Annotated in this window: 18 protein-coding genes; 4 read left to right on the top strand and 14 right to left on the bottom strand. The window is 59.1% G+C overall.

What is annotated here, in order from left to right:
- Positions 1-38: 38 nt before the first annotated feature.
- From NKJ01_RS23640 to NKJ01_RS23600, 9 genes are all read right to left on the bottom strand, one after another.
- Positions 39-1,544, bottom strand: a complete 1,506-nt coding sequence (locus NKJ01_RS23640) for a lipopolysaccharide biosynthesis protein (RefSeq protein ID WP_352731453.1) — start codon at positions 1,542-1,544, stop codon at positions 39-41.
- 181 nt (positions 1,545-1,725) lie between these two features.
- Positions 1,726-2,604, bottom strand: coding sequence for a sulfotransferase family protein (locus tag NKJ01_RS23635; protein ID WP_352731450.1), 879 nt, complete (start codon positions 2,602-2,604; stop codon positions 1,726-1,728).
- Positions 2,605-2,671: 67 nt separating this feature from the next.
- Positions 2,672-3,991: an HlyD family type I secretion periplasmic adaptor subunit gene (locus NKJ01_RS23630; RefSeq protein WP_352731448.1), complete on the bottom strand. Its 1,320-nt coding sequence runs from the start codon at positions 3,989-3,991 to the stop codon at positions 2,672-2,674.
- A gap of 27 nt (positions 3,992-4,018) precedes the next feature.
- Positions 4,019-6,205 (bottom strand): type I secretion system permease/ATPase, encoded by a 2,187-nt coding sequence (locus NKJ01_RS23625; protein ID WP_352731446.1) that lies wholly within the window; start codon positions 6,203-6,205, stop codon positions 4,019-4,021.
- Positions 6,206-6,333: 128 nt separating this feature from the next.
- A complete protein-coding gene (locus tag NKJ01_RS23620; RefSeq protein ID WP_352731443.1) occupies positions 6,334-7,722 on the bottom strand; it encodes a polysaccharide biosynthesis/export family protein in 1,389 nt (462 codons plus the stop codon).
- 131 nt (positions 7,723-7,853) lie between these two features.
- Positions 7,854-9,074, bottom strand: coding sequence for a glycosyltransferase (locus NKJ01_RS23615; protein WP_352486854.1), 1,221 nt, complete (start codon positions 9,072-9,074; stop codon positions 7,854-7,856).
- A 196-nt stretch (positions 9,075-9,270) separates the two neighbouring features.
- A complete protein-coding gene (locus tag NKJ01_RS23610; protein WP_352731441.1) occupies positions 9,271-10,902 on the bottom strand; it encodes a nucleoside/nucleotide kinase family protein in 1,632 nt (543 codons plus the stop codon).
- Positions 10,903-11,282: 380 nt separating this feature from the next.
- Positions 11,283-11,840: a transcription termination/antitermination protein NusG gene (nusG, locus tag NKJ01_RS23605; protein ID WP_352731438.1), complete on the bottom strand. Its 558-nt coding sequence runs from the start codon at positions 11,838-11,840 to the stop codon at positions 11,283-11,285.
- A 19-nt stretch (positions 11,841-11,859) separates the two neighbouring features.
- On the bottom strand, positions 11,860-13,956 hold the full coding sequence (locus NKJ01_RS23600; RefSeq protein WP_352606529.1) for a GumC family protein: 2,097 nt from the start codon (positions 13,954-13,956) through the stop codon (positions 11,860-11,862).
- Between the two features lie 433 nt (positions 13,957-14,389).
- Here NKJ01_RS23600 and NKJ01_RS23595 point away from each other — a divergent pair, with 433 nt between their 5' ends.
- From NKJ01_RS23595 to NKJ01_RS23580, 4 genes are all read left to right on the top strand, one after another.
- Positions 14,390-14,956: a hypothetical protein gene (locus NKJ01_RS23595; protein ID WP_352731436.1), complete on the top strand. Its 567-nt coding sequence runs from the start codon at positions 14,390-14,392 to the stop codon at positions 14,954-14,956.
- Between the two features lie 259 nt (positions 14,957-15,215).
- Positions 15,216-15,983 carry a Crp/Fnr family transcriptional regulator gene (locus NKJ01_RS23590; protein ID WP_352731473.1) on the top strand — a complete coding sequence of 256 codons (768 nt, stop codon included), beginning with the start codon at positions 15,216-15,218 and terminating at the stop codon, positions 15,981-15,983.
- Positions 15,984-16,611: 628 nt separating this feature from the next.
- Positions 16,612-17,052, top strand: coding sequence for a hypothetical protein (locus tag NKJ01_RS23585; RefSeq protein ID WP_352731434.1), 441 nt, complete (start codon positions 16,612-16,614; stop codon positions 17,050-17,052).
- Positions 17,053-17,304: 252 nt separating this feature from the next.
- Positions 17,305-17,841, top strand: a complete 537-nt coding sequence (locus tag NKJ01_RS23580) for a hypothetical protein (protein ID WP_352731432.1) — start codon at positions 17,305-17,307, stop codon at positions 17,839-17,841.
- A 2-nt stretch (positions 17,842-17,843) separates the two neighbouring features.
- Here the strand turns inward: NKJ01_RS23580 and NKJ01_RS23575 are convergent, their stop codons facing one another.
- Genes NKJ01_RS23575 through NKJ01_RS23555 form a run of 5 tightly spaced genes read right to left on the bottom strand, consistent with a single transcriptional unit; the run spans position 17,844 to position 21,347 of the window.
- On the bottom strand, positions 17,844-18,440 hold the full coding sequence (locus tag NKJ01_RS23575; protein WP_352731429.1) for a hypothetical protein: 597 nt from the start codon (positions 18,438-18,440) through the stop codon (positions 17,844-17,846).
- Complete coding sequence (locus tag NKJ01_RS23570) at positions 18,437-19,036, bottom strand: L,D-transpeptidase (RefSeq protein WP_352731426.1); 600 nt, start codon at positions 19,034-19,036, stop codon at positions 18,437-18,439. Before NKJ01_RS23570 ends, NKJ01_RS23575 begins: the two co-directional genes overlap by 4 nt.
- On the bottom strand, positions 19,020-20,183 hold the full coding sequence (locus NKJ01_RS23565; protein ID WP_352731423.1) for a CpaE/TadZ family protein: 1,164 nt from the start codon (positions 20,181-20,183) through the stop codon (positions 19,020-19,022). Before NKJ01_RS23565 ends, NKJ01_RS23570 begins: the two co-directional genes overlap by 17 nt.
- On the bottom strand, positions 20,180-20,821 hold the full coding sequence (locus NKJ01_RS23560) for a TadE/TadG family type IV pilus assembly protein (RefSeq protein ID WP_352731420.1): 642 nt from the start codon (positions 20,819-20,821) through the stop codon (positions 20,180-20,182). The genes NKJ01_RS23565 and NKJ01_RS23560 overlap by 4 nt, the downstream gene beginning before the upstream one ends.
- Before the next feature lies 1 nt (position 20,822).
- Positions 20,823-21,347, bottom strand: a complete 525-nt coding sequence (locus tag NKJ01_RS23555; RefSeq protein ID WP_352731417.1) for a TadE/TadG family type IV pilus assembly protein — start codon at positions 21,345-21,347, stop codon at positions 20,823-20,825.
- Positions 21,348-21,349 lie beyond the last annotated feature (2 nt).

Below are 21,349 nucleotides of genomic sequence, written 5' to 3'. Positions count from 1 at the left end.
TCCATGGCCGGGCGGTCGAGCGCTGAAGTCTATTTTGATCAGTCAGTTGCCTTCCTCATCCTGGGCCAGGCGGGCGCCACGGCGGCAAGCAGACGCAGCAGTGATAGCCCCTCCCGCCCAAGGAACAGCGACGGCAGGATCCAGCACAGGAGCAAGCCCCCGGCAGATGCCAGCAATGCCGTATCGATGAGCAGGGGAAGAGCGGATAGATGGAACTCGCGCAGCCATTCCACGAGTGCCCAGACGCCCGTTCCGACAACGCCCGCGAGCGCCACCCCAGGCAGGTGCGCCATCAAGAAGTCGCCCCAGGTCATCCCGGTCACGCGGAGGCTCAGCTGTGCCATGAGGAAGAAGTTGATTCCGAATGCCGCGCCGACGCCGAATGCCACGCCTTCTATTCCCCAGAATTGCCCCATCAAGGACCCAACCAAGACGCCGATGGTGAAAACGGCTTGGCGCCAGGCGCGTGCGTAGACCGTCCCCGTTGCGCGCGAAACGGAATCGCTCAGCTTGTAGCTCGTGCGGAACAACATGCTGAACGCCAGGATCTGGAGTGGGGCGACAACCCCTTCCCATCCCCGCCCGAGAGTGACCTTAACCAACTCCGGCGCGACGATCGCCACGACCATACTGGCCGGTAGGACGATCAGGGCGCAGCCCGCGACCGCGCTGCGATAGGCGCGAGCAAGCCGCGTGGGCTGCTCCTGGACCAGCGCCATGGTCGGGAACAGCACCCGATCGAGAACCTGACCGACAATGACGGCGGGCGTCGTCATCAGCTGTGACGACAGGCCGTACAGGCCAAGCGCGTCTGCGCCGAGCCAGCGCCCCACGACGAGCCTGTCTGCCTGGGTTGCGAGGTAGTTGCATACCCGGGCAATGGTGAAACCGCTTCCGAAATACAGCAGTTCGAAGATGGCGCTTCGTTCCAGCAAGGGCCGCATCGGATGCGGCTGGCCAGCGAGCAGCACGACCATGCGGATGAATTGCTGGATCAGGAGTGCGCCGACAAGGGCCCAGATACCGAAGCCGAGCCAAGCCAGTACCGGACCGGCAACGACGTAGCCCGTGGCGAAAGCACAGGCATCGACGAGCGCCAGCCAGCGGAATCGCAGCGCGCGCTGGGCTGCGGCCAATGCCACCATGGAAGCGCCTTGGAAAAGGAACACGAAGCAGATGGCACGAACGACCGGAGCCAGATCGGCAAGTCGAAGCAGGCCGGCAATTGCCGGTGCCATCGCCCAGACCAACGCGGACACAACGAGGCCGAGGAGGCATGACAAGGTGAATCCGGCCCGGAGATGTCGCTCTTCCAGCACAGGTCGCTGGACGATCGCGGGGGTAATGCCAAGTCCCTGGAAGATCGCCGAAAACTTGATGACGATCAGCGCTGCGGAGTAAAGGCCGAACTCATTGGGCGAGAGCAGCCGGGCCAGGATGAGAAGTGAGGCAAGCTCGGCGACGGCGAGGGCGCCCATGGACAAGGCCGTCCACAACATGCCCACGACACTCTGTTTTGCCAGCCCGCGCCTGTCGTTGCTCACGCCTGTCTCCACTCTTCGGCCGATCCAAACAGGCGGCCATTGCGTCCATCCCGGATCCGCCGAGGGACACGATTACATTGGGTGACGCCCGGCGACGCGCCCGCGCCTGCATGAAACGACCGCATTGGTCACGAAGGGGCCTCGGCTGCGGTGCCGCCCGCCGGCGCGCAGTGCGCCTTGCCTATTGAAGAAGCGAGGGAATCTCGTAGCGATAGAATTCCATCTCATCCCGGACCTCCGGGATGATCGCCGTCAGGTCCTTCCTTTCGAGGCGGAGCCACTTCTGCTGTCGGCCGGGGTCGATCATCTCCTTGGCCATGCGGACGATGTTGTCGGTGCAGCTCAGCCCGCAATGTTCATAGATGCGGCGCAAGACCAGTTCGGGATCCTGGATCAAATCCTCATAACGAAACGACAGAACGCGGCCGTTGCCAAGTTTGGCGAGATCTTCTCGAGCCTTTCGATTGCCGCGCGCCCACTGACGCGCGATCACCGTCAACTTTTCATTATCCTTCAAATCCCGATCTATTCCGTTGTAACGCGGGCCATAGATCGATGTATATTTCCTTCCGAGAACCCTTTTTGTGACTACCTGCTTTATAATGCCCCTTGCATAATAATGAATTTGTGTGACAGGAGTGATTTTCAGCAGACGTATTATACCTTTTAAGGACTTTGCTCGCTGCCACTTAAGCTCCATTGAGCTTATGTATGAAAATGGATTTCTCGTAATATAGAGAAATATGGCCTCCGGAAAAATCTCGTGGACAAACGGCACGCGCAAGACATTGGCAGGCGTATTTTCCATGATCTGTCGGCCGCCGTGCCGCGACTGATATTCGAGGAACCTGCCGCGAATGTAACGAGCGACCTTTTCGGTAGCATCGGTTTCGACGAATTCGTCATGACGCCGCGCCGGATCGGCATATAGCCACAATGTTTTTGGCTCGTACCAGGTAACGATGTCAGGATGCAGCCCGATCAATTTTTGTGCAATTGTGGTCCCCGACCGATAGTTGCCGATCAGAAAAATGGGACGTTTCAGCTCTGTTGCTGCCATGACAAGTCTCCGTCGCCAAAGGTTAGCCAAGATAGCGCCGATCCTCACGACAAGCTCCGCCGCTCGGCTATTGGTCTCTGAACGCACGCATCATCTGGTCCGTCAAAGGCTTCATCAGGTACGACAGCACCTTGCGGTCACCAGTCCGTATGAATGCTTCCACCGGCATGCCGGGAATGATCGAGACGGGTCCAAGCTTCTTCGAATCCTTCGGATCGGGCGTGATGCGGACTGCGTAGTAGACTTCATTAGTATGCTGATCGCGCGTTACGTCGGCCGCAATCATGGACACCGTGCCCTCCATTTCGGGAGTAGTGCGGACGTTGAAGGCGGTGAAGCGAAGAAGTGCGCGTTGGCCGACCGAGATCTGATCGATGTCTTGCGGAGCGGCCTTCACCTCGACCGCGAGAGTGTCGGTGTCGGGAACGATCAACATGATCGGCTCCCCCGCATTGATCACGCCGCCGACAGTATGGACTGAAGATTGATGGACGACGCCGCTGGAGGGAGCGCGAATGTCGATGCGTGACAGCTGGTCCTCGGCGCTTACTTTTCGTTCCTCGAATTCGGCGATCTTGGCGTCGACATCGCGCAGTTCGCTGCCAGTCTCGCTGGAGAACTCCTTGTCCAGCTGCAGGATCTGGAGCTCGACTTCGGCGATGGCACCCTTTGCCTGCGCCATGTTTGACACAAGCTGTGACCTTTCACCCTCGATGCGTGTTGCCTCGCGTTCATATTCGGTCAGCTTCGACTTGAGTGTGAGCTTCTTTTCGACAAGGCTGCGGATGTCGACGAGTTCGCTGTTGATCAACTCGATCTCCTTGCTCTTTGCCGATTCCTGAGCCAAATCGCCTTCGATCTGCTTTCCGAGTTGCTCGATGCGTTCGCGCAAGCGCGCCTTGTTGCCGAAAACCTCGGTTCGACGAAGCTCGAAGAGCCGTTGTTCGCTGGCCACCGTGTTGGCAATCTCCGGGTCGCTCATTCGCGCGGCAAGTATCGGAGCAAGTGTCATCCGCCCGCTGCCGTCACGCTCGGCCTCGAGCCGGGACTTTCGCGCATAGAGCTCATCCAGATTCTTTGTCACGTAAGCAAGGGTGGCACGCGGGATGGTGTCGCTAAGCTGGACCAAGACATCCCCGGCCCGGACACGGTCGCCATCGCTCACGAAAATCTTGCCGACCACGCCGCCCGTCGGGTGTTGCACTTTCTTTTCGCTGTTCTCGACGACCACCCAGCCATGCGAAATAATTGCTCCCGAAATGTCCACTGTCCCGGCCCAGACTCCCATTCCGCCGAGGAGCAGTGCGACGACAGTCATTCCACCGAGCAGATTGCGGCGAATGGATCGCCGGTTGGAAAGCGATCGGTTCAAGACAGGAGCCGTCATTGCCCGTTTCCCCTGTGCCGCAAGTCGTCAATTCGGCAGTTGAGGAGAGGTTGAAACCGGCCGCAGGCCCTCGGTATTGACCTGCATCGGAAACAGCTTGGACAGGACGGACTGCTTCGTTCCAAACATGTGCATCTGCCCTTCCTTCATCATCAGCACGAAATCCACGGTGGTGAGAATGTTCGGGCGGTGCGCGACGATCACCACGATGCCTCGGCGTGCCTTGATTGCGAGGATCGCCTCGGCAAGCGCCCGTTCGCCTTCCATGTCGAGATTGGAGTTGGGCTCGTCGAGGACGACCAGGAACGGATTTCGATAGAGTGCGCGTGCCAAAGCAACGCGCTGGCGCTGCCCTGCTGACAACGCGGTTCCGCCCTCTCCGATCTGCGTCTCGTAGCCATTGGGAAAGCTGATGATCAGTTGATGGACACCCGCCGCGCGGGCGGCGGCGACGATGGCCTTCGGGTCCGATCCAGGATCGAAGCGGGCGATGTTGGCGGCAACCGTTCCCGCGAACAGTTCGACGTCCTGCGGAAGGTAACCTATATGGCGGCCAAGACGCTCCGACGACCACTGATCGAGCGCGGCGCCATCAAGCTTGACACGCCCCGCCAGCGGTCGCCATGCGCCGACCAGCCCACGAGCCAGGCTGGATTTGCCGGAACCGCTTGGTCCGATGATGCCAAGCACCGAGCCGGCGTCCAGGCTGAATTCCACACCTCGCACGATGATCCGTTGCGCGCCCGGCGCGCCGATCGTCATGCGCTCCACCGTCAAGTTCGAACCGGGAACCGGAAGTGCCATCGGCTGGGCGTCTTGCGGCAATCGGGCGAGCACCTGGCTCAGCCTGCTCCAGCTCTGGCGTGCGGCGACGAAGGTACGCCAATGGGCGATGGCAAGATCGACAGGCGCAAGCGCACGGCCCGCAAGGATGGAGCCGGCGATGATGATCCCGGACGTAGCCTCGCCCTGGATCACCAGCCAGGCCCCTATACCAAGCATTGCCGACTGGAGCATCAGCCGCAAGGCGCGCGCGAAGCTGCCGAAGCCGCCTACGATATCGCTGACATGCTGCTGTTGCATGAGGTATTCGCGGCTCGCCTCCCGCCAATGGTCGTGCAGACGGTTGCCCATTCCCATCGCCGCGAGGACCTCCGCGTTGCGGCGACTGGCCTCGGCAAAGCCGTTGCGCATCACACCCGTCGAAACCGCGGCGCCCATTGGTTTGCGCGTAAAGACCTCGGTCGCTGCCGTCAGTGCCACCAACACGATTGCACCGCAAATCGCGGTAATCCCGAGCGTCGGATGAAGGCTCCATATGATTGCCAGGTAAAAGGGCATCCACGGAAAGTCGAAAAGCGTGCTAGGCCCCGGGCTCGACAGAAATATGCGGACGTTGTCGAGATCGCGCTGCGGCTGCAGTCCATCGCCCTGATGGCCGATGTACAAGGGCAGCCTGGACACGGCTGTAAATACGCGTCCCCCGACCGCTTCGTCCAGTTCAACACCGATCCGGGTCATAATGCGGCCGCGCACGAGATCGACGACCGCCTGTCCGACAAACAGCACGCCGGCCAATATCGCCATGGCTACGAGAGTCGGAACGCTGCGGCTTGGCAGTACGCGATCGTAGACCTGCAACATGAACATCGCGCCGGTCAGCATGAGGATGTTGCTCACGCCGCTAAAAACCGCGACGCCCGCGAATGCTGCCTTGCAGGAACGCAACGCATTGGCCAGTTCCGAACCGGGCGCCGGCTGGATGCTCCCTGCCGAGGGCTGGGCGTCGGCGTTCGCGAGCGCGCTTGGCAAACCGCCCCTTCGCCTTGCCTTGCGGGCGACTGCCATGAGCAGCAAGCCCAGGGCCGCGATCGCCAGCCCAACCAGAAGAGCGTCTGGACCGGGCAGCAAGACATCGGAAAGATGGCCCCAGTCCCGCACGAGATCGGTCCACGGTCGCGGCAGCCAGTTCCTGCCGAGATCAACGAGGCGCGGCAGGAATGCAGCTCCCGCAAGCGCAAGAGCGAGGAGGAGCAGGATTGCTCCTGGAATGCGCGATCGGATGATGGAGCGGTGGCGCGGGGCGTTGCGCACCGTCGTCTTGCGGCGCGCCGTTGCACGCAGGAGATTGAGCCGCCTCTGCTCCATTTTGGCATGGGAATTCGTCCGGCGGAAGCGGTTCGCCACGACTGTCAGTGCTGCCCCAAGGATCATGTCAAACCCTGAGGTGCCAAGGCCGGACTATGTCGGTCCGTTCAAGGCACAACGAACCCAGGCGCGTTGCGAAGCGACGATCGCGGCCCTGAAGCAAAGCCTTGCTCGAGGAAGTGGGCATGTTCGTGCTATTGGCCGACAATGCTTGGCTGGAGGGCCGGGCCCTCAGCTTTTGGGCCCCCCATTGTTCCGGAAGTGTCCGGTGCGTAGAACCCTTTGTTGGCTACAATCGAAACCTCGATGACGTCGCCAGCTAGGACTTCCGTATTTTCATCGGCGACGATGTCGTGGGCGACTTTCTGGTCGCGCCTGAAAATCGAAATCTTCACAGAGCCTTGCAAGTCGTCGAACGTCCTCTGTTCGCCATAGGTAAAGATAAAGAGAAGCTTGTCGGCAACGTACCTTATTTGACTTTGAATCTTTCCCAGCTCGACCTGCGTGTCCTGCGCTTGCGAGATCAGATCCATTTCATAACTCTGCTTCTTTTTCCTCAGCTCACTCTCCGAGGTCAGCATCGCCTGCTGCGCCTGCTCCTGCTGCAACTCGGTCTGCGCAAGTTCGGCGCGATAGCTGGTATGTGCTCGTTCCGCCGTCATGACATTCGAATTGGTTACCAGACCTTTTTCCCGCAGTGACCGGGCGGATTGCAGTTCCTCGAGTTGAATATTCGCGGTCTTTTCCCGCTCCGTTCGGGCTGCAGCGACCATATCCGCTTCCTTCCTGGCCCGATCGAACGAGACCTCAAGGAATGAAATGTCGTCCCGATATGCGGCAAGGCGGGCGTCCAACTGCGCCTGTTCGGACGCTACGATGTCGACTATCAAGTGTCCGCCAAACTCGACTGGCGGATCCGGCGGAGCGACGAAGGATTTGTCCTGCCGGCTTTCCGCCTGGAGGCGGGCGAGCCGTACCTTCAGACGATATTCTTCGATCGCAAGACCTGCGCGCGCGCTGCGCAGATCAGCTATTTGCAAGGCCGGCTCCATGTTTCCGACGGCGGTAGCCCGGAAGCCACCGGCTATGGCCAGCGCATGGCGAACCGTTATTCCAGGTTGAAATGGATATGATCCGGGATGAGCCACCGTTCCGGAAATAAAGAACGGTCGGTACTGACTGATCTCCACCTTCACGAAAGGCTCGAGAATGAGCTTCTGCTGTTGTAATGCACGCTGAATGGCCTGCGAAAGAGCAACAGTGGTGAGGCCGCGCGCCTGAATATCGCCCAGCATGGGAAGTGATATCGAACCCCGATCATCGACCACCACATCCAGCGGATAGGATTGCTCGCCAATCACGGACACCCGCAGGATGTCACCGGTGTCGAACGCATATCCGTCCGCACGGGATACGCCAGCAGTGAGCAGAACAAAGGCAATGGCGAGGCCACCAATCATTGCGAGCATGCGGCCGGCCGCAAGTTCAAATCCGGGAAATTCAAATCCGGGAAAATGCCGTCGGCCCCAATCCTTCACTAGCAGAGGCTTGGAAGGAAATTGCTGGTCAGCACGCAAACGCATCGTCGTACTCCGTTGTCTTGTCTGCCGTCAGGACCAATCGACTTTCGTCGGCCGGAGCGTGACAGCAGGGTGTTCGTTGGGTTCGAGCAGTAAGCCTTGGGAATCCACGCTCCGTCGAAGGAGCAAAAGGATCAAAATCCGTGCAGTCCTACGGTTTGCTTGGTGAGGCCAGCGCGAATTTGCGCCTCGTTCGGTCGTGCGGCTGGAAGGGCTGACTCAAGAGCGGATTGATAAATCAACTCGACGCTATCGCACATGGCATCCAGCCCCCAGGACGAAAGGTCGGTGAGTTTCGCACTCTCAGCCAGTCGAGCGCGATACTGCTCGTTCTCAAGGAGATCGGCGACCGCTGCAGCTGCGGCACCCACATCTTCCGCCGGCGTCACGATTCCGTTTACGCCATGCTTCACGACCTCTTCCACTCCCGGCAGATGCGAAACCACACTTGCTCGACCGCCCGCCAGATACTGCATCATGACGCGAGGCAGTCCTTCTCGCATCGACGTCAGCACACATACGTCAGCCAGACTGATCAGTCGCTCAGGCTCGCTATGGTAGCCGATCATGCGAACGTTGTTTGCGAAAGGGGATCGTTGAATCGCCGATTCAACAGTGGATCGCGCCGGCCCTTCACCGGCCAGCAGCAGTCGCACGTTCGGAATTCGCTCGACGATCTGCCCAAATGCTTCAATGAACTCTACGTGGCGTTTTCGCGGTTCCAGTGCAGCCAGCATCAGCACCACCGGCGGCTTGGGCTCTCCGAAAGCCGTCCCCAGCAGGAGATGCGATTGTTGCGGCCACTGCGCGTTCGCGAAGCGTGTCAGATCGAAGCCGGAGTGGACGACGTGGTGCTGAGCGGCGCTACCCAAATGATTGGCGATGCAAATGTCGCGCATAGCCTGGCTGACATCGATGAAAGCCTGTGTGACCTTCGCGGCCAGGCGTTCGGCAGCCAGGTACATCAGGCTCTGCGCTTTGCCCACATGCACAAACGGTAAAATGTGCACGCCATGTATGATGCAAGGGATATTGGCTTCCCTGGCGGCAAGGCGGCCGACGATGCCAGCTTTGCTTTGATGTGTGTGCACGATGTCAGGCCGCCAATCGCGCATAAGGCGCGTGAGTTGCCCAAATGCAGAAATGTCGCGGGACGGTGAAATCGAGTTGATGAGTTTTTCCAGAGTCATGACCCGAACGGCTTCGGCAACGGACGCCCGCAAAATCGGATCGTACTCCTCGCCGTGAACCAAAAGCACTTCATGGCCGTGCCGCGCCTGAGCGAGACAGCAGGCCAATGTGTTCTCTTCCGAACCTCCCCGAAGCAGTCGGGTGAGCACATGGACGATCTTCATTTGCTTGCACCTCTGGGCATCCGGGGTTGGTACATCCCGGAAGATCGAGCGCATCGAGCGGCAGCGTTTGACAATTCTTCCGGCGGCCTTCCCGAGCATGGTCGGGATGTGGCAGGGCTGCCCGTTTGCGTTGGCTATGGTGGTGGATGTCGGCGGTTGAGCCGCCAGCTCTGTCTCTACAGAGACAGCTCTGTCTCTACAGTGACAACCAGATATGCCTGAACAGTTCCTGACCGACCGCCTCTATGCCTGCGCTCGCGTCAATGGTTAGGATGTTCTTGTCCTTGGATCGCAGCTCCGCCATCAGCGATAGCCGGGCATCGAACGCTTCTTTCCTAATCTCACCGGGCTTTCGCTGCTCGGAGACTGCAAAATCTGAGACGAGGTGCAGGGTAAGGTGTGGCCGGCATTCTGTCATCTTCTGATAGAGTCTTTGCTCCAGCCGGGCGAGTGCCGACAAGCCCGGGATGGAGAACAGGTGCGGTGGAATCGTTGGCCCGTCCAGATACCCTCTGCAGATCGCCTGGGGCCACCTGTCACAAATGACGATCAGGCCGCGCGTCGCCCATCGATGTGCACGTTTCACGACAGCGTATCGCTCGAACGCGATCAAAACCGCCCACAATGCCAGCGCGGCAGCGACAAATCCTCCCTTCGACCAATTTCGACTGAGGGAATTGTCGTTATTGTGCTGAACCAAGGACTTAAGGCGGCGTCTATGGGGAAAAACCAGCGTCTGCAACGCCTTGCGAAGCCACCATCCATTTCCGTCTCCGGTTCCGACATAGGCTTGCGCACACCCGAACTTCCATCGAAATATCTGTGTCAGCCGCTCAGCCTGAGTGCTCTTCCCCATGCCATCGGGACCTATGAGCGCGACTACAAAGCCACCAGCCGCAGGCCGTCTCTTTGGTGGAAATCTGCCGGGCATCAAGTGCTGAAGGGACCTCAAGGCGAGATACGTGGTCTTGCGGGCCAGATGGATGCCGGCATCGGCGATTTCGTAACGACCCGTGAAACCGCATACTTCTCGGATTGCGCGCCGTAACCTGGCAAGATCTCCGCGGTGGACGACCAAGCCGTCGGCGTCTTGCACAAACCTGCAGCTCACCGCTTTCCCGCCGGCAAACATGTATTCCACGACATCCACGCTTTGCTCGCTTGACGGAAATGGCAGGCGTGCAAATTGGTCCCTCCAAGCATAACCGACGGTGATCCATTGTCTCCAAGGCAATGCCCAGGCCCGAAAGGCGAAGCGGGCAATTGCTATTCGAATCTCGTCTTCGGGAGAGACGACCGGAATCGATACACCGTCCACACAAATCGGCTCCCATCGTGTAATCGTCGCATAGTCGAATACCGGATATCGCTTACGGAACTCCCAGCCGACGCGGAGCCCGATATGCATGTCGAGATGGAGATAGCGACCATGCGAAAAGTCAGGCAGGAACCAGTCCTCGCGGCCGGCGCAGACATTATCGTAGCAAGACAGGCTGACGCCTCGACAGCCGTGCAGCTTGCTCACGATCGAGCAGAAGGCCGCGTAGTCGTGTTTGTCCAGGAGGACGTCCAGATCGTCCCGGCCCGCAAGTCCGTCTTGCAGGGATGCGAGATCCTGGATTATCCCGTACCTCAGGCCGCATTCGTTGAATGCTCGAAACATTTCGCTGGCGATCGGCAGGGCCGGTAACGCTTCGAGGGGCAGGGAGGGGGCATTTCGGTCAGTTTGAGAGAGACCTGCATCTGCTTTGGTACCCGACAGGCCCGCCCCAACCAACTTGGCTGGCACCGGAACATTCAACCCCTCCGTCAACGCTTCGGCCGCCATGTTTGCCTTGGGCTCTGGAGTCCAGCGACGATACTGTTGTGGCCGCAGGCCATCCCAAGGCTCACCAGGGGCCGCGGGACGTTGCTTTCCGGGGTTGGATCTGCGTGAAGGTTGCAAGGGGAATCCCCTAGTTGATCGCGTCGAGGGTTATTCGCTCATCGTCGCCTCAAAAGGCCTCGACCTGGCGGAGCTATATCCACGCCGATTGCTTCGTTGGGACGCAGCACCAATGTTCTCACTGTCGACCCGCAGGCTCGGATGTCACCTTGCAAGCTGCCGCAGAGAGGGTGAATTGGGTGCCAACTCATTTCCTCATTGCTGGGTGGTTCCAGCATCTTGCGAGCGAACAGTTGTATTAATTGACAGCTAACGCATAGACTTCAAGAAACTACCGAGATTTTATCCCGGTCGATGGTAATCGGAATTGATCGGTTCATGATATCAAGAAGAATTCTGACAGCTCCAGCGCTACCGACATGATCAAGAATGCCAAGCTGGTCCGAGAACGGCCCATCTAATATCCTAATTCTTTGACCTGGCCTCAATAGAATGTCCGGATGCAAAATTCCGTCATCGTCGGTTGCTGATATCAAAGACTCAACTACACCGTAAGGAGCCGGTATCGGCATTCCTTTGCTCATGACAATTTTCCGCACGCCGACGGTTGAGTTGATCGGGTACCAACTCTGCTGCTGAACAAGCGAGACGAACAGATAGCAGTCGAAATACGCACTGGAAACGGTTCTAACTATGCGAGCGTGCCGGACAGTTCGCCTCCGCTTGGGCAGATAGGTTCGGAAGTTTTGCGATAGCAGGTGTCGCTCCGCCAAGCCCTCGGAATGCAGGTGCGTCTGGACCACGCACCAGCGCGCAGGTTCCCCGTCGGGGGCTTTCTGCACCGGCTCTGGGAACCGATGATATAAGTCAGCGTGCTGCATGGCGGAATATCTGCTCTCTCTAGTTTAGATAGTAACTGTCCAAGACACTACTTTCGAGTGAAGTGTAACGGCCATATCTCGGTAGCTTTGGCTCATCCACCATCGTCAGGGCGATGCCGGCAATCTTGGACCGGCCGCCAAGATGCCGAATTCCTTCGGCGACGGCCTCGCGCGAGGTCTCACGCCATCTCACCACAAAGAGAACTTTGTCGACATACCTCGCCAGGATCGAGGCATCGGCAGCAGGTCCAACAGGCGGTGCGTCAATGATCACCGTGTCGAATTTTCCGCGAAGCTCATCGAGGACCGAGCGCATTCGCACCGAAGCAAGAAGGGCAGGCGGGTTCCGGGTCCTTGCGCCGGCAGGGAGCAGGGAAATCCCCGAACGTTCGTCCAGATGAATTGCGTTTGCGGCCTTCACCGGCAAAGTCAGAAGGTCAACCAGCCCGATCCTGTCCGCCATCCCGAAGAAGGCCGTGGCAGCCGAAAGCCGCAAGTCCGCATCGATAACCAAGACCCGTTCGCCATCGGCAGCGGCGGAACAGGCCAGGCTCAACACCAGGGTTGTCTTTCCTTCGCCGGGCATCGCAGATGTCACCAGCATGACGCGCGGCAAACGTGCCTGTTCGGGTGTCCCGTCAATGCCCAGGCGGAGTCGCCGCACGGCTTCGCTATATCTGGAGAGGGGTCTGCGTTCGAGATAGGCCACAGGCTGGGCAAGCGACTGGGCGTCCCTCGACCAGCCCGACATTCTTGGCATGGACGCGAGAACCGGAACCGCCAGCTCGTCCTCTATCTGCTTCTTTGCCATGAAGCCCGAGGCGAAAAGCTCACGAAGTACGGCACCTGCGCCTCCGACGAAGAGGCCTAGGACGAGTCCCAAGGCCGCAAAAAGAGGCCTGTTCGGGAAGCTTGGCGAACCCGGAACACCTGCGTCGGTTATCACGCGTACGCCGCTGTTGAGCAGGGTGGACTTCTCCTCGGTGAGCTTGGCGCGTGAAAGGAATGTCTCAAAGAGCTCCTTGTTCGCGGCCGCAATCCTCTCCAGATCGCGCAGCTGGACGCCAACCTGACCTTCGACCTCGGATCGGTTGGATACCGAATCCAAGGCTCGCTTCAGTGAAGCCTCCCTGGCTTCTGCGGCGTCGACTTCATTCTTTAGGTTGCCGATGAGACGCTGGACTTCAGCGGCAATCTGCCCTTCGATGTCGCGGCGCTCGGCTTGGGCGGTCATGACGTCCGGATGCCGTTCGCCATATTTCAACTTTAGGTCGGCTTCCCGCCGTGTCACTCCAGAGAGCTGAGCCCGAAGCGCGCTGATCACCACAGACTGCAATACATCCGGTATCGACTGGATGTCGCCTCCGCTAGCCAGCAATTTGTCGACTTGAGAAAATTGGGCCCGCTTCTCGGACAATTCGGCGCTTGCGTTAATCAAGGCGATATTCAACTCGGACAGCTGCTGATCAGTCAGACTGCCTGCTGGAGTCGCCAATAAATTGTGATCGATCCGAAACTTCTGGACAGTTTGTTCCGAGCGGCTCAGCTCCTCGCGCAAAGATGCGGCCCGCTCAGTAAGCCATGTGGATGCTTTTCTGGCTCCTTCGTAACGCGACCTTACTCGATCAGCGAGGTAGGTCTGGGAAATCGCGTTGGCCAGGGATGCTGCTTTTTCCGGATCGTAAGCGGTCACTGAAATCTCAATAACGTCCGCCATTCCGACGCGTGAGACTCCCAGTGAACCTTTCAGCCATTCCAGTGCCCCCAACCCGATCCTTGGGTCCTCTGTGAGCTTTTCACTGTCGACGACCTTTTGAAGGAGCGAGGTGGATCTCAGAACTGCGATCTGACTTTCAATAAATGTTGAATTGTCGGCAAAATCAGAATTCGAATAATCCTGCGGAGTCATATAGTCGATCGGGGCATCGAGTAAGACTTGTGCAGACCCCGTGTAGGATGGAGGAAGGACATAGGCGGCGACAACAAATATGCCGAAGGTCAGCGCTGCAATGCAACATACCAGCTTCCACCGGCGGAGAAAGAAATCAAGGATCTCTCTCACGTCGAGCGGAAGTAACTCTCGGGTCATGATAGGATTGTCAGTTGGACTTGCCATTTCCGAATCCTTGCAAACACCAGCGCAAACAGCAGCACAAATTCCGCCCCTCCAGCGTTGGCTGGATGTGCTTCACTTCAAAATAGTTCGGGCAGTTGCCTGTTAAGCGCTCACAGCGCATGAGATGTAGGGGTTCGCGCCCCCCTTACGACATGTCCGGATCGCTCTCTTCCGCCTACCGACCGACGGCATCGCCCGTCAGCCGGAAACATAACAGCTTCGCGGACATCCCCGCCATTACCATTATTGAGTAGTAAATCGGCTAAAGGTCGATCTGGTCTACCCGGCAGGCCTTCCAGACCTTAGGAAGTCGCCGGACCATACATCTCTCTCCCGCGCTGCGGCGTACAGGGCGCGCGGGAGCGTCTGCACCCCTGACGACAAGAAAGCGGCCGGCCTCGTCTAGTCTGAGCTCGTCTAGTCTGAGGTTGATATGGAAACTTACAGCGAAATCGTTCCGGGCCTTTTAGATTGGATTGCCAACAGACCGGCAGCCATTCTGATTCTGTCGGCTACCTGGCCGTTGATGCTTCTTCTGGAGAAAGGCAGGTTGCTGGGCTATGGGGTCCTTGCCGTTTCTATTGGGGCCGGCACCTTGATTGTGTTCGGCATCGAAAGCTCTGTAGGAGCGGTCATTGTCGTACTTGCCTACGCTTTGCTGGTTTCAGTTGCACTGCTTTCCACCCGGAAGCGTCTTAGCCAAATCGAGGATCGCCTTGCATTGGTCATTTCGGCACTCGATGACCTCGAAGTTGCCGAAGAAAGACGGCAGACTTACAACGCCAAGCGTCCCTCGATCTCGCGGCTTCACCTGCGCCGAAAACCGGCAACCAGCCCTATGGATCGTCCCGAAAGTGAGACGCAGGTGATCCCTGGCCCGCCATGGCAAGAGCTACAACGGCCCGATCCGCCCATTGAGCCCGCGGTTCCGGCTTCAACTCGACCAGCAGGACCCGACTTGCTTTCGGAAAAGCGTCTAACCGGGCTGTTCTCAAGTTGAACAGCCGCCGCTTGGCGACGGTTTCAACCAGTGAGGTGTCGCAGCGGTGATGGTCCGCCGGGCGCAGCCCAAAGGACAAGTTCGTCCGCGGGTGTTGGCTGCTGGCAGCCCAGGGGCAACTTGCCGAGGCCTATCCGGTGGGTAGATTGAGAGACTGCTGGATGGTGAACTTACACCCAATGTGGTAAGGTTGTGCCCTGGGGAGGTAGACCGGAACGCCATTCGGATGAAAATATAAGCGGAACTTTTTGTGTAGTTGATGGTTAGTAGCTTCAGGTTGATTGAAGGGGCAATCGACGGCTGGGGTGATCAAGACAAAATGAGCTTATCAAAGCAGGCTCTTGATTTGGGACGGGGACCTACGCTCGCCGACGCGAGTTGGGAAAGGGGGATTTCCGTATTGCCGGGAGCTGTGCGTCGCTTCTATCCGGCGAACACGGTGATCGCGCGCGAGCATCGGGCTAAATCCTTCATCCTGGTTGTGACTGCGGGGTGGGCTGCATTCGGCAAAACGTTGCGGAATGGCTCACGTCTCATCGTCGATTTTGCGCTTCCTCGCGAAATTTCCCTGGTCGAGTTCTGCGGGGAAGGGGGCGAGACGGTAACGGCTCTCTCCGATGTGACCGCGATCGAGTTGACCGGTCCTGTCCATACTTGTTTTTCGCGTTATCCGCAGTCCGTTTGCGAGGCTATCCTGCTGGCTGAGGCAAGGCGGCACTCAAGGGTTGCGGAACATCTGGCAGGAGTCAGTAGACGGGGACCTGTGGAACGCACGGCCCATCTTCTTCTCGAACTGGGCTGCCGAGCACATCGATCGGCAACGAGTTATCCGGACCGCTTTGAATGCCCGCTGACCCAGGCCGAGTTGGCCGATGCGTTGGGGCTTTCGGCTGTACATGTAAGTCGCGTGTTGAAGGATTTGCGAGAAAGCGGACTGGCTTCATTCCGCAATGGTGTGGTCGAGTTGCATGACCATGCGGGACTGATCAAAACGGCCGGATTTGATCGGTCTTACATTTCGAACTGACATCATTCTGATCTCAACCGCGGCCAGCTCTCTCCCTGGGGGGTGCCTCGTTGATTCCACGCCGTTGGCGACATCAACTGGGCCTCGTCGCGCATCAGTCTTTAGATCGATCTCCAACCGTCGCCGCTACCAGAGCGTAACGGAAATGGCCGGTGCGGGGGGCAGCCCTCCGGGGACGTGAGGACCGCACCGGCCATTGCGGCGGGCTTAGGTTACGCACCCGCACCGGCCAATTTTACAGGGCCTCTTTGCAGCGACGCAATTAATCCTATTGGTGGTGCCAAGCAATACCGTCTTTGGCCAATAAAGGTAAAACGGAAATGGCCAAAGCTTAAAACGTCAACAATGCAAGGCGTCTAAATCGAGCGTAAGAATCCGCATCGGCGTTAACGGGGCTCAACGCAGCGCCATTCCCAAATCAGGCAGATCGGTGCGGCACGGTTTCGCGCCCAACGGACCGGTAGCCATGCCGCCCAAGACGGAGCTAGGCGAAGCTTTTCAGAACCAGATCGTCCGATGCTATGCTACTCGCCGTCTAGTTCTTTTGACTTGTGAGCTTAACCAAGTAGTGGAATGGACCGAACGTCACATGACGTCGTAGCGTTTTATTTCGGCGCGGGGAGGTCATATGACGATACAATTAGAAATCAATGACTTGTTAGAAATTGCGGCGTACCGGCGAACCATCAGGAAGCTCGACCACGCCTATGACATCGACCTGGCAAATGCTTGCACACCTGCGCAACGGGAAAAGTTAGAGTACCGACACTATTGGGAAACATTGATATACTATGAACAGATTGCGGAGATAAAGACCCGGCGGCTGATCCGGAAGGCGGATTATCTCAATATGTCGCTTGGTTACGCGGACGACAACAGCCCAATGTGGAGAAGATCGTCTCAGCTCAACAGCTGGGTATTGACGCCACTTGGTTGCTCTGAAGTCCAAAACATGATCGGTCAAGAACGCAAAGACCGCCGAGCGCGCGCCAGTACTACCTGGGCTAGCGTGATCACCGGCCCACTTACCCGGCTAGTAGCTGTTTGGCTGCTTGCGCGCGGGCACTAGCCGCAGAGGCGGTTCGCGCATGCGTCCAGTGTGCTGACGTCCCTGGATATCCCGTCCACGATGAGCAATGTCTGAGGCTTGCCGCCCAGTTCAAAAGACCCCGAGGCTCTTCGAACGGTGGACGGGCCCGGTTGTTCCATGACGGCAAGCAATCGCGGCCAACCTCCACAGCCATCAGGACATTTTTGATGGAACCGTTAATCCTTGCACAATCTATGCAGTCTATTCTGGCTGGCAGATTGGCGAGGGAACATGAAACGCAAGCCGCTTCTGCTTTTTGCCTTCCCGTTTCTAATTCTTGCGATCCTGGCAGGGGAGCGCATGGCGACGTTCTTGCTGGGCGCCTATCCGGCCAGCCCCACCGCATGGTGGATATGGCTTGAACTGCGTCCGTTGGCGACGATGCTTTGGCAGCAGGTCGATTTCAATCTCGGGGGCTCGATGGCTCTCGACGCAGCCATCCTTGCCGCGGCATCGATCGTCTGCTGGATGGCGTGCAACACGAGAAGGTCGGCTTTCTTCTTCCTCGCCAACCACATCGCGCTGATTTTCGCCGGGCTGATGATCGCGACCGGCAGCCACTCGGAAACGGCGAGCACGATCGCCGCGTTCACGTCGCCCAGCGGCCTTCCATTCTCGCTGGCGGTTGATTTCACCTTGAAGAACAGCCTGGTGCTGCTTCTGGGCGTCACGGCCTGTGCATACTGCCACATCGCCTTCCTCGGCGAAGCGCGGGCGCGGGCCGAAGCCCGGTCCATCCGCAGCCTGGCCCTGCAGCGCGATCTCTAAATCTAGTTGATCCTGCGGTAATAGACCTTGCCGTCGGGCTGCTCCACGCGCTGGTAGTTGGAGCTTGGGGGAGGGGGCGCCGCCGGTGCGGTCCTCTTCCTGGGCGCAGGCGGCGCTTCGATGACGTTGGGTTCGCTCGCGCTGTCGCCTTCGAGCGCTTCGGGCGCTTCCGCCAGCGTGCTGGTGGTGATCTCGGGCGGTTCCGCCGCACTCGACACGGCCTCGCCGCCGGCGACCGGTATACTCTTGGCCAACCGGGCAATGTTGCCGTTGATCTCGTTGAAGCTGCCTTGCAACTGGCTGTCCAGTTTCTCGAACCGGCTCTGGAAGCCGTTGTTGACGGTGTCGAGCCGTGCCGCGATCCGCTGCTCGAACGCTCCGAGCTGCGCCAGCCGCGCCTCGACGAAACGCAAGTCGCTGATGCCCCGATAGAGATAGATCGCGGCGGCCATGTTGACCGCGGTGATCAGCAAGGCACCGCTGGCGATGAGAATGCCGATCGCCTTTGTCTTGCTGGGTCTCTCGATGGCGTCCTGTTCGCGCCGTTCATGGTTTCCGACGTCGATCGCCGGCATGTCCGGTTCGCTGATCGTCGTCATTGAACCACCACCTTTGCGCCGACCGCGACGCGCTTGAAAAGATCGATCACATCCGTGTTTGTAAGACGAAAACAGCCCGATGTCCCGTCGAAGCCGACCCCCGACGGATCGTTGGTGCCGTGGATGCGGTAGAGCGTGTCGCGCCCGTCCCGGGACAGATAGAGCGCCCTTGCGCCGAGCGGATTGTAGGGACCGGCCGGCACCATTTTCGGCAGCTCCGGCTGGCGGGCCCGCATGTCCTGTGGCGGGCGCCATTCCGGCCATTCGGTCTTGGCCCCCACCTTGACGACGCCCGTCCAGCCGAACCCGTCGCGCCCGACGCTGATCTGGTAGCGCAGCGCCTGGCCCTGGCGGATCACCAGGTAAAGCGCCTTCTCGTCCTTGCGGATGATGATCGTCCCCGGCTGCTCGGCGGTTGCGAAGGCGACGGCCTTGCGCAGGCTGGGCCCCATCGCCGGCAGCGGCGGCGGTTCGACCGACCGCGCCTCGGCGAAGTCCTGGACGGACAGCGCCAGCGCCACGCCGAGCACGCAGGCACCGGCCAGCCGCCCAGCGATCCGGTATCTCGCGATACGGTATCTATCGGGCAGCGTCATCGAGCCGCTCTTTGAACATCCGCTTCAGGTCCTTGTTGAAGCGCGCCCGTCCATCCACTTCCGATGGCGGGATGGCCCTGTTCAGCGCGTCGGTCAGAAGCGCGTTGTCCAGCGCCACCGACTTGATGTGCGGCGCCTTGAATATCTTTTCGAGTTCGCTGCGCGAAAAATGGTTCCCGAACCATTTGCGCTTGTGCTTGTTGGCGACCAGCGTGATGTTGACCGCGTTGCCGCGCAGCTCGCGGATCTTCTTGTAGAGCCGCTTGCCTTGCCGCAGCGAGGCGACATTGAGTTCGAAGACGATGAAGATCTCGTCGCTCGTCGACAGCACGGAATCGTGCCAGGGCGTTTCGAGATTGGGCAGGTCGATGACGATGTCGTCGAAGCGGTAGGCGACGAGATCAAGCAGCCGGAAGACGAAATCGCTGCCATGCGGCTCGAACGGCAGTTGCGGCCGCTCGAACGCGTAGAGGGTGAGGCCGGACGGGCGCGACAGCTTGATGACATCCATCAGCTCGACATCGAGCCGTTCCGGCTGGCCGATGATGCCGGCAAGGTCGAACTGGTTGAACAGATTGAGATAGGCGCCGCAATTGGCGCTCTGGAAATCGAGATCGACCAGGCAGGTGGATGCCGCGCGCTCGGCCGATTTGGAGGCCAGGAATTCGGCCGCCGACAGCGCCATCGTCGTCGCGCCCGCGCCGCCGCTGGCGCCGATGAAGGTGATGATGCGGCTTTTGGCTCCCTGGTTGCCGGTATCGTGGAAGGTCACCGCGTTGAGCAGTTCCTTGCCGTCGAGCGGCTTATGCAGCCAGTCCGAGGCGTTCATGCGCACCAGCACGCGCGTCCGCTCCGACGTCAGCTCGTCGGAAACGGCGATCAGCGGCACGGTAGCCCACAGCGCGCGCGCCTCGACGATGCCGGGCCTGCCGAGCAACTCGCCATTGCCGAGATCGAGGATGACGATGCCCGGGCGCGTATCGGCGGGCGGCCCCTTGAGAAAATCGCCCGTCTCGGAAACCTTGACATCGTAGATCGCCAGCGCATCCAGCCGCGTCGCCACATCGCGCTTGAAATTCGCATCCGACGAGAACAGCGCAACCTGCTTTCGCTTGGTCGGTGTAACCTTGGTGTTGATGGCGTTCATGGCCAGGTACTCTTTAGGTCTTCGCCCGTGACCGTGCTCATCATGGAGGGCATGGTGATGTTTCCGAATCCGAGAAGTCCGCCCAGGAAGAAGAATTGGAATGTCACGCCCTGCAAGCTGACCGTTATCGTCGGCACTGGTCCGCCCGGGCGGGTTTGATAACCCAACCCCGTGGCCGCATATCGGACGACCACATTTGCGAGCTGAAGCATGGGGAAGAAATGGCACATGCCCGGACGTTGTCCCGAGGCAAGCGGCGGGCAAGTCCCAATGCCCGTCGCGTCCCCGCGAAAGATCTTGCTAAAATTAGGGACGGTGACAATCGCTACGCACCCAGTGCCCACACAACTGCACGTGTTCGTGGCACCGTTGCACGTGTAGTCGTAGTTGCCCACAGGTATCGGGTCACCTGGTATTGTCGCGATTCCAGCTGCCGCAATTTCGGATGCGATCGGCGTCGAAATCGAAGCCATGCGTGCCCCGATTTCGACGGCTTTGGTCGCGGCGTTCCATTGATACCAGGCGTATCCAAAATCCACAAAGCCGAGAGTCAGTATCAGCAGCAGGGTCATGCTGATGGCGGCTTCCACCATCGTCGCGCCATCTTCCTCTTTCCTGAACCGGGCTAGCGTGCGCATCTTACCACCCGACGTAACGTTCTTCGTGGGCGGCGGCAAAGGTGATGGGCCCTAGACCAAGATAAGTGAGCAATGAGGCGCCGGCATATGTGAAAGAGGTTTCAAGCCGGACCACCCGGACGTTGGCTGTCACACTGTGGTAGTTAGCCAAGCCATTGGCGTCGACGGTCACCGGTATGACGAGGTGATTGAGATCGACAGTGACGGCCGCCGGCAGCCAACCTGTAACTCTACTTGCAACGGCGCAATTTCCGCCGCAGTTGTATGATCCTGTGGCAGCGATGTTTTTTGCATAGGTGACGCAGTTGAGCGCCGTGTTAAACGTCTGATTGCAGCGTGCTGCATAGCGAGCCCCGTCATTGAGACCAGCTTCGATCAGCTGCTTCTGGTGGAGAAGATTGCCAAACTCGAACACGCCGGCCGAAAGGCTGATCATCAGTGGTGTAATCAATGTCATTTCGACGAGAACCGCGCCTCGCTCCTCGCGACCAAACTTGTGTAAAATCGACCTTAACGCCGTCAGCATCA

It is taken from the genome of Mesorhizobium sp. M0276 (assembly GCF_040321755.1).
Classification (GTDB): domain Bacteria; phylum Pseudomonadota; class Alphaproteobacteria; order Rhizobiales; family Rhizobiaceae; genus Mesorhizobium.
Note: the sequence above shows the minus strand (reverse complement) of the source record. Positions and strands in the feature narration are given on the sequence as shown.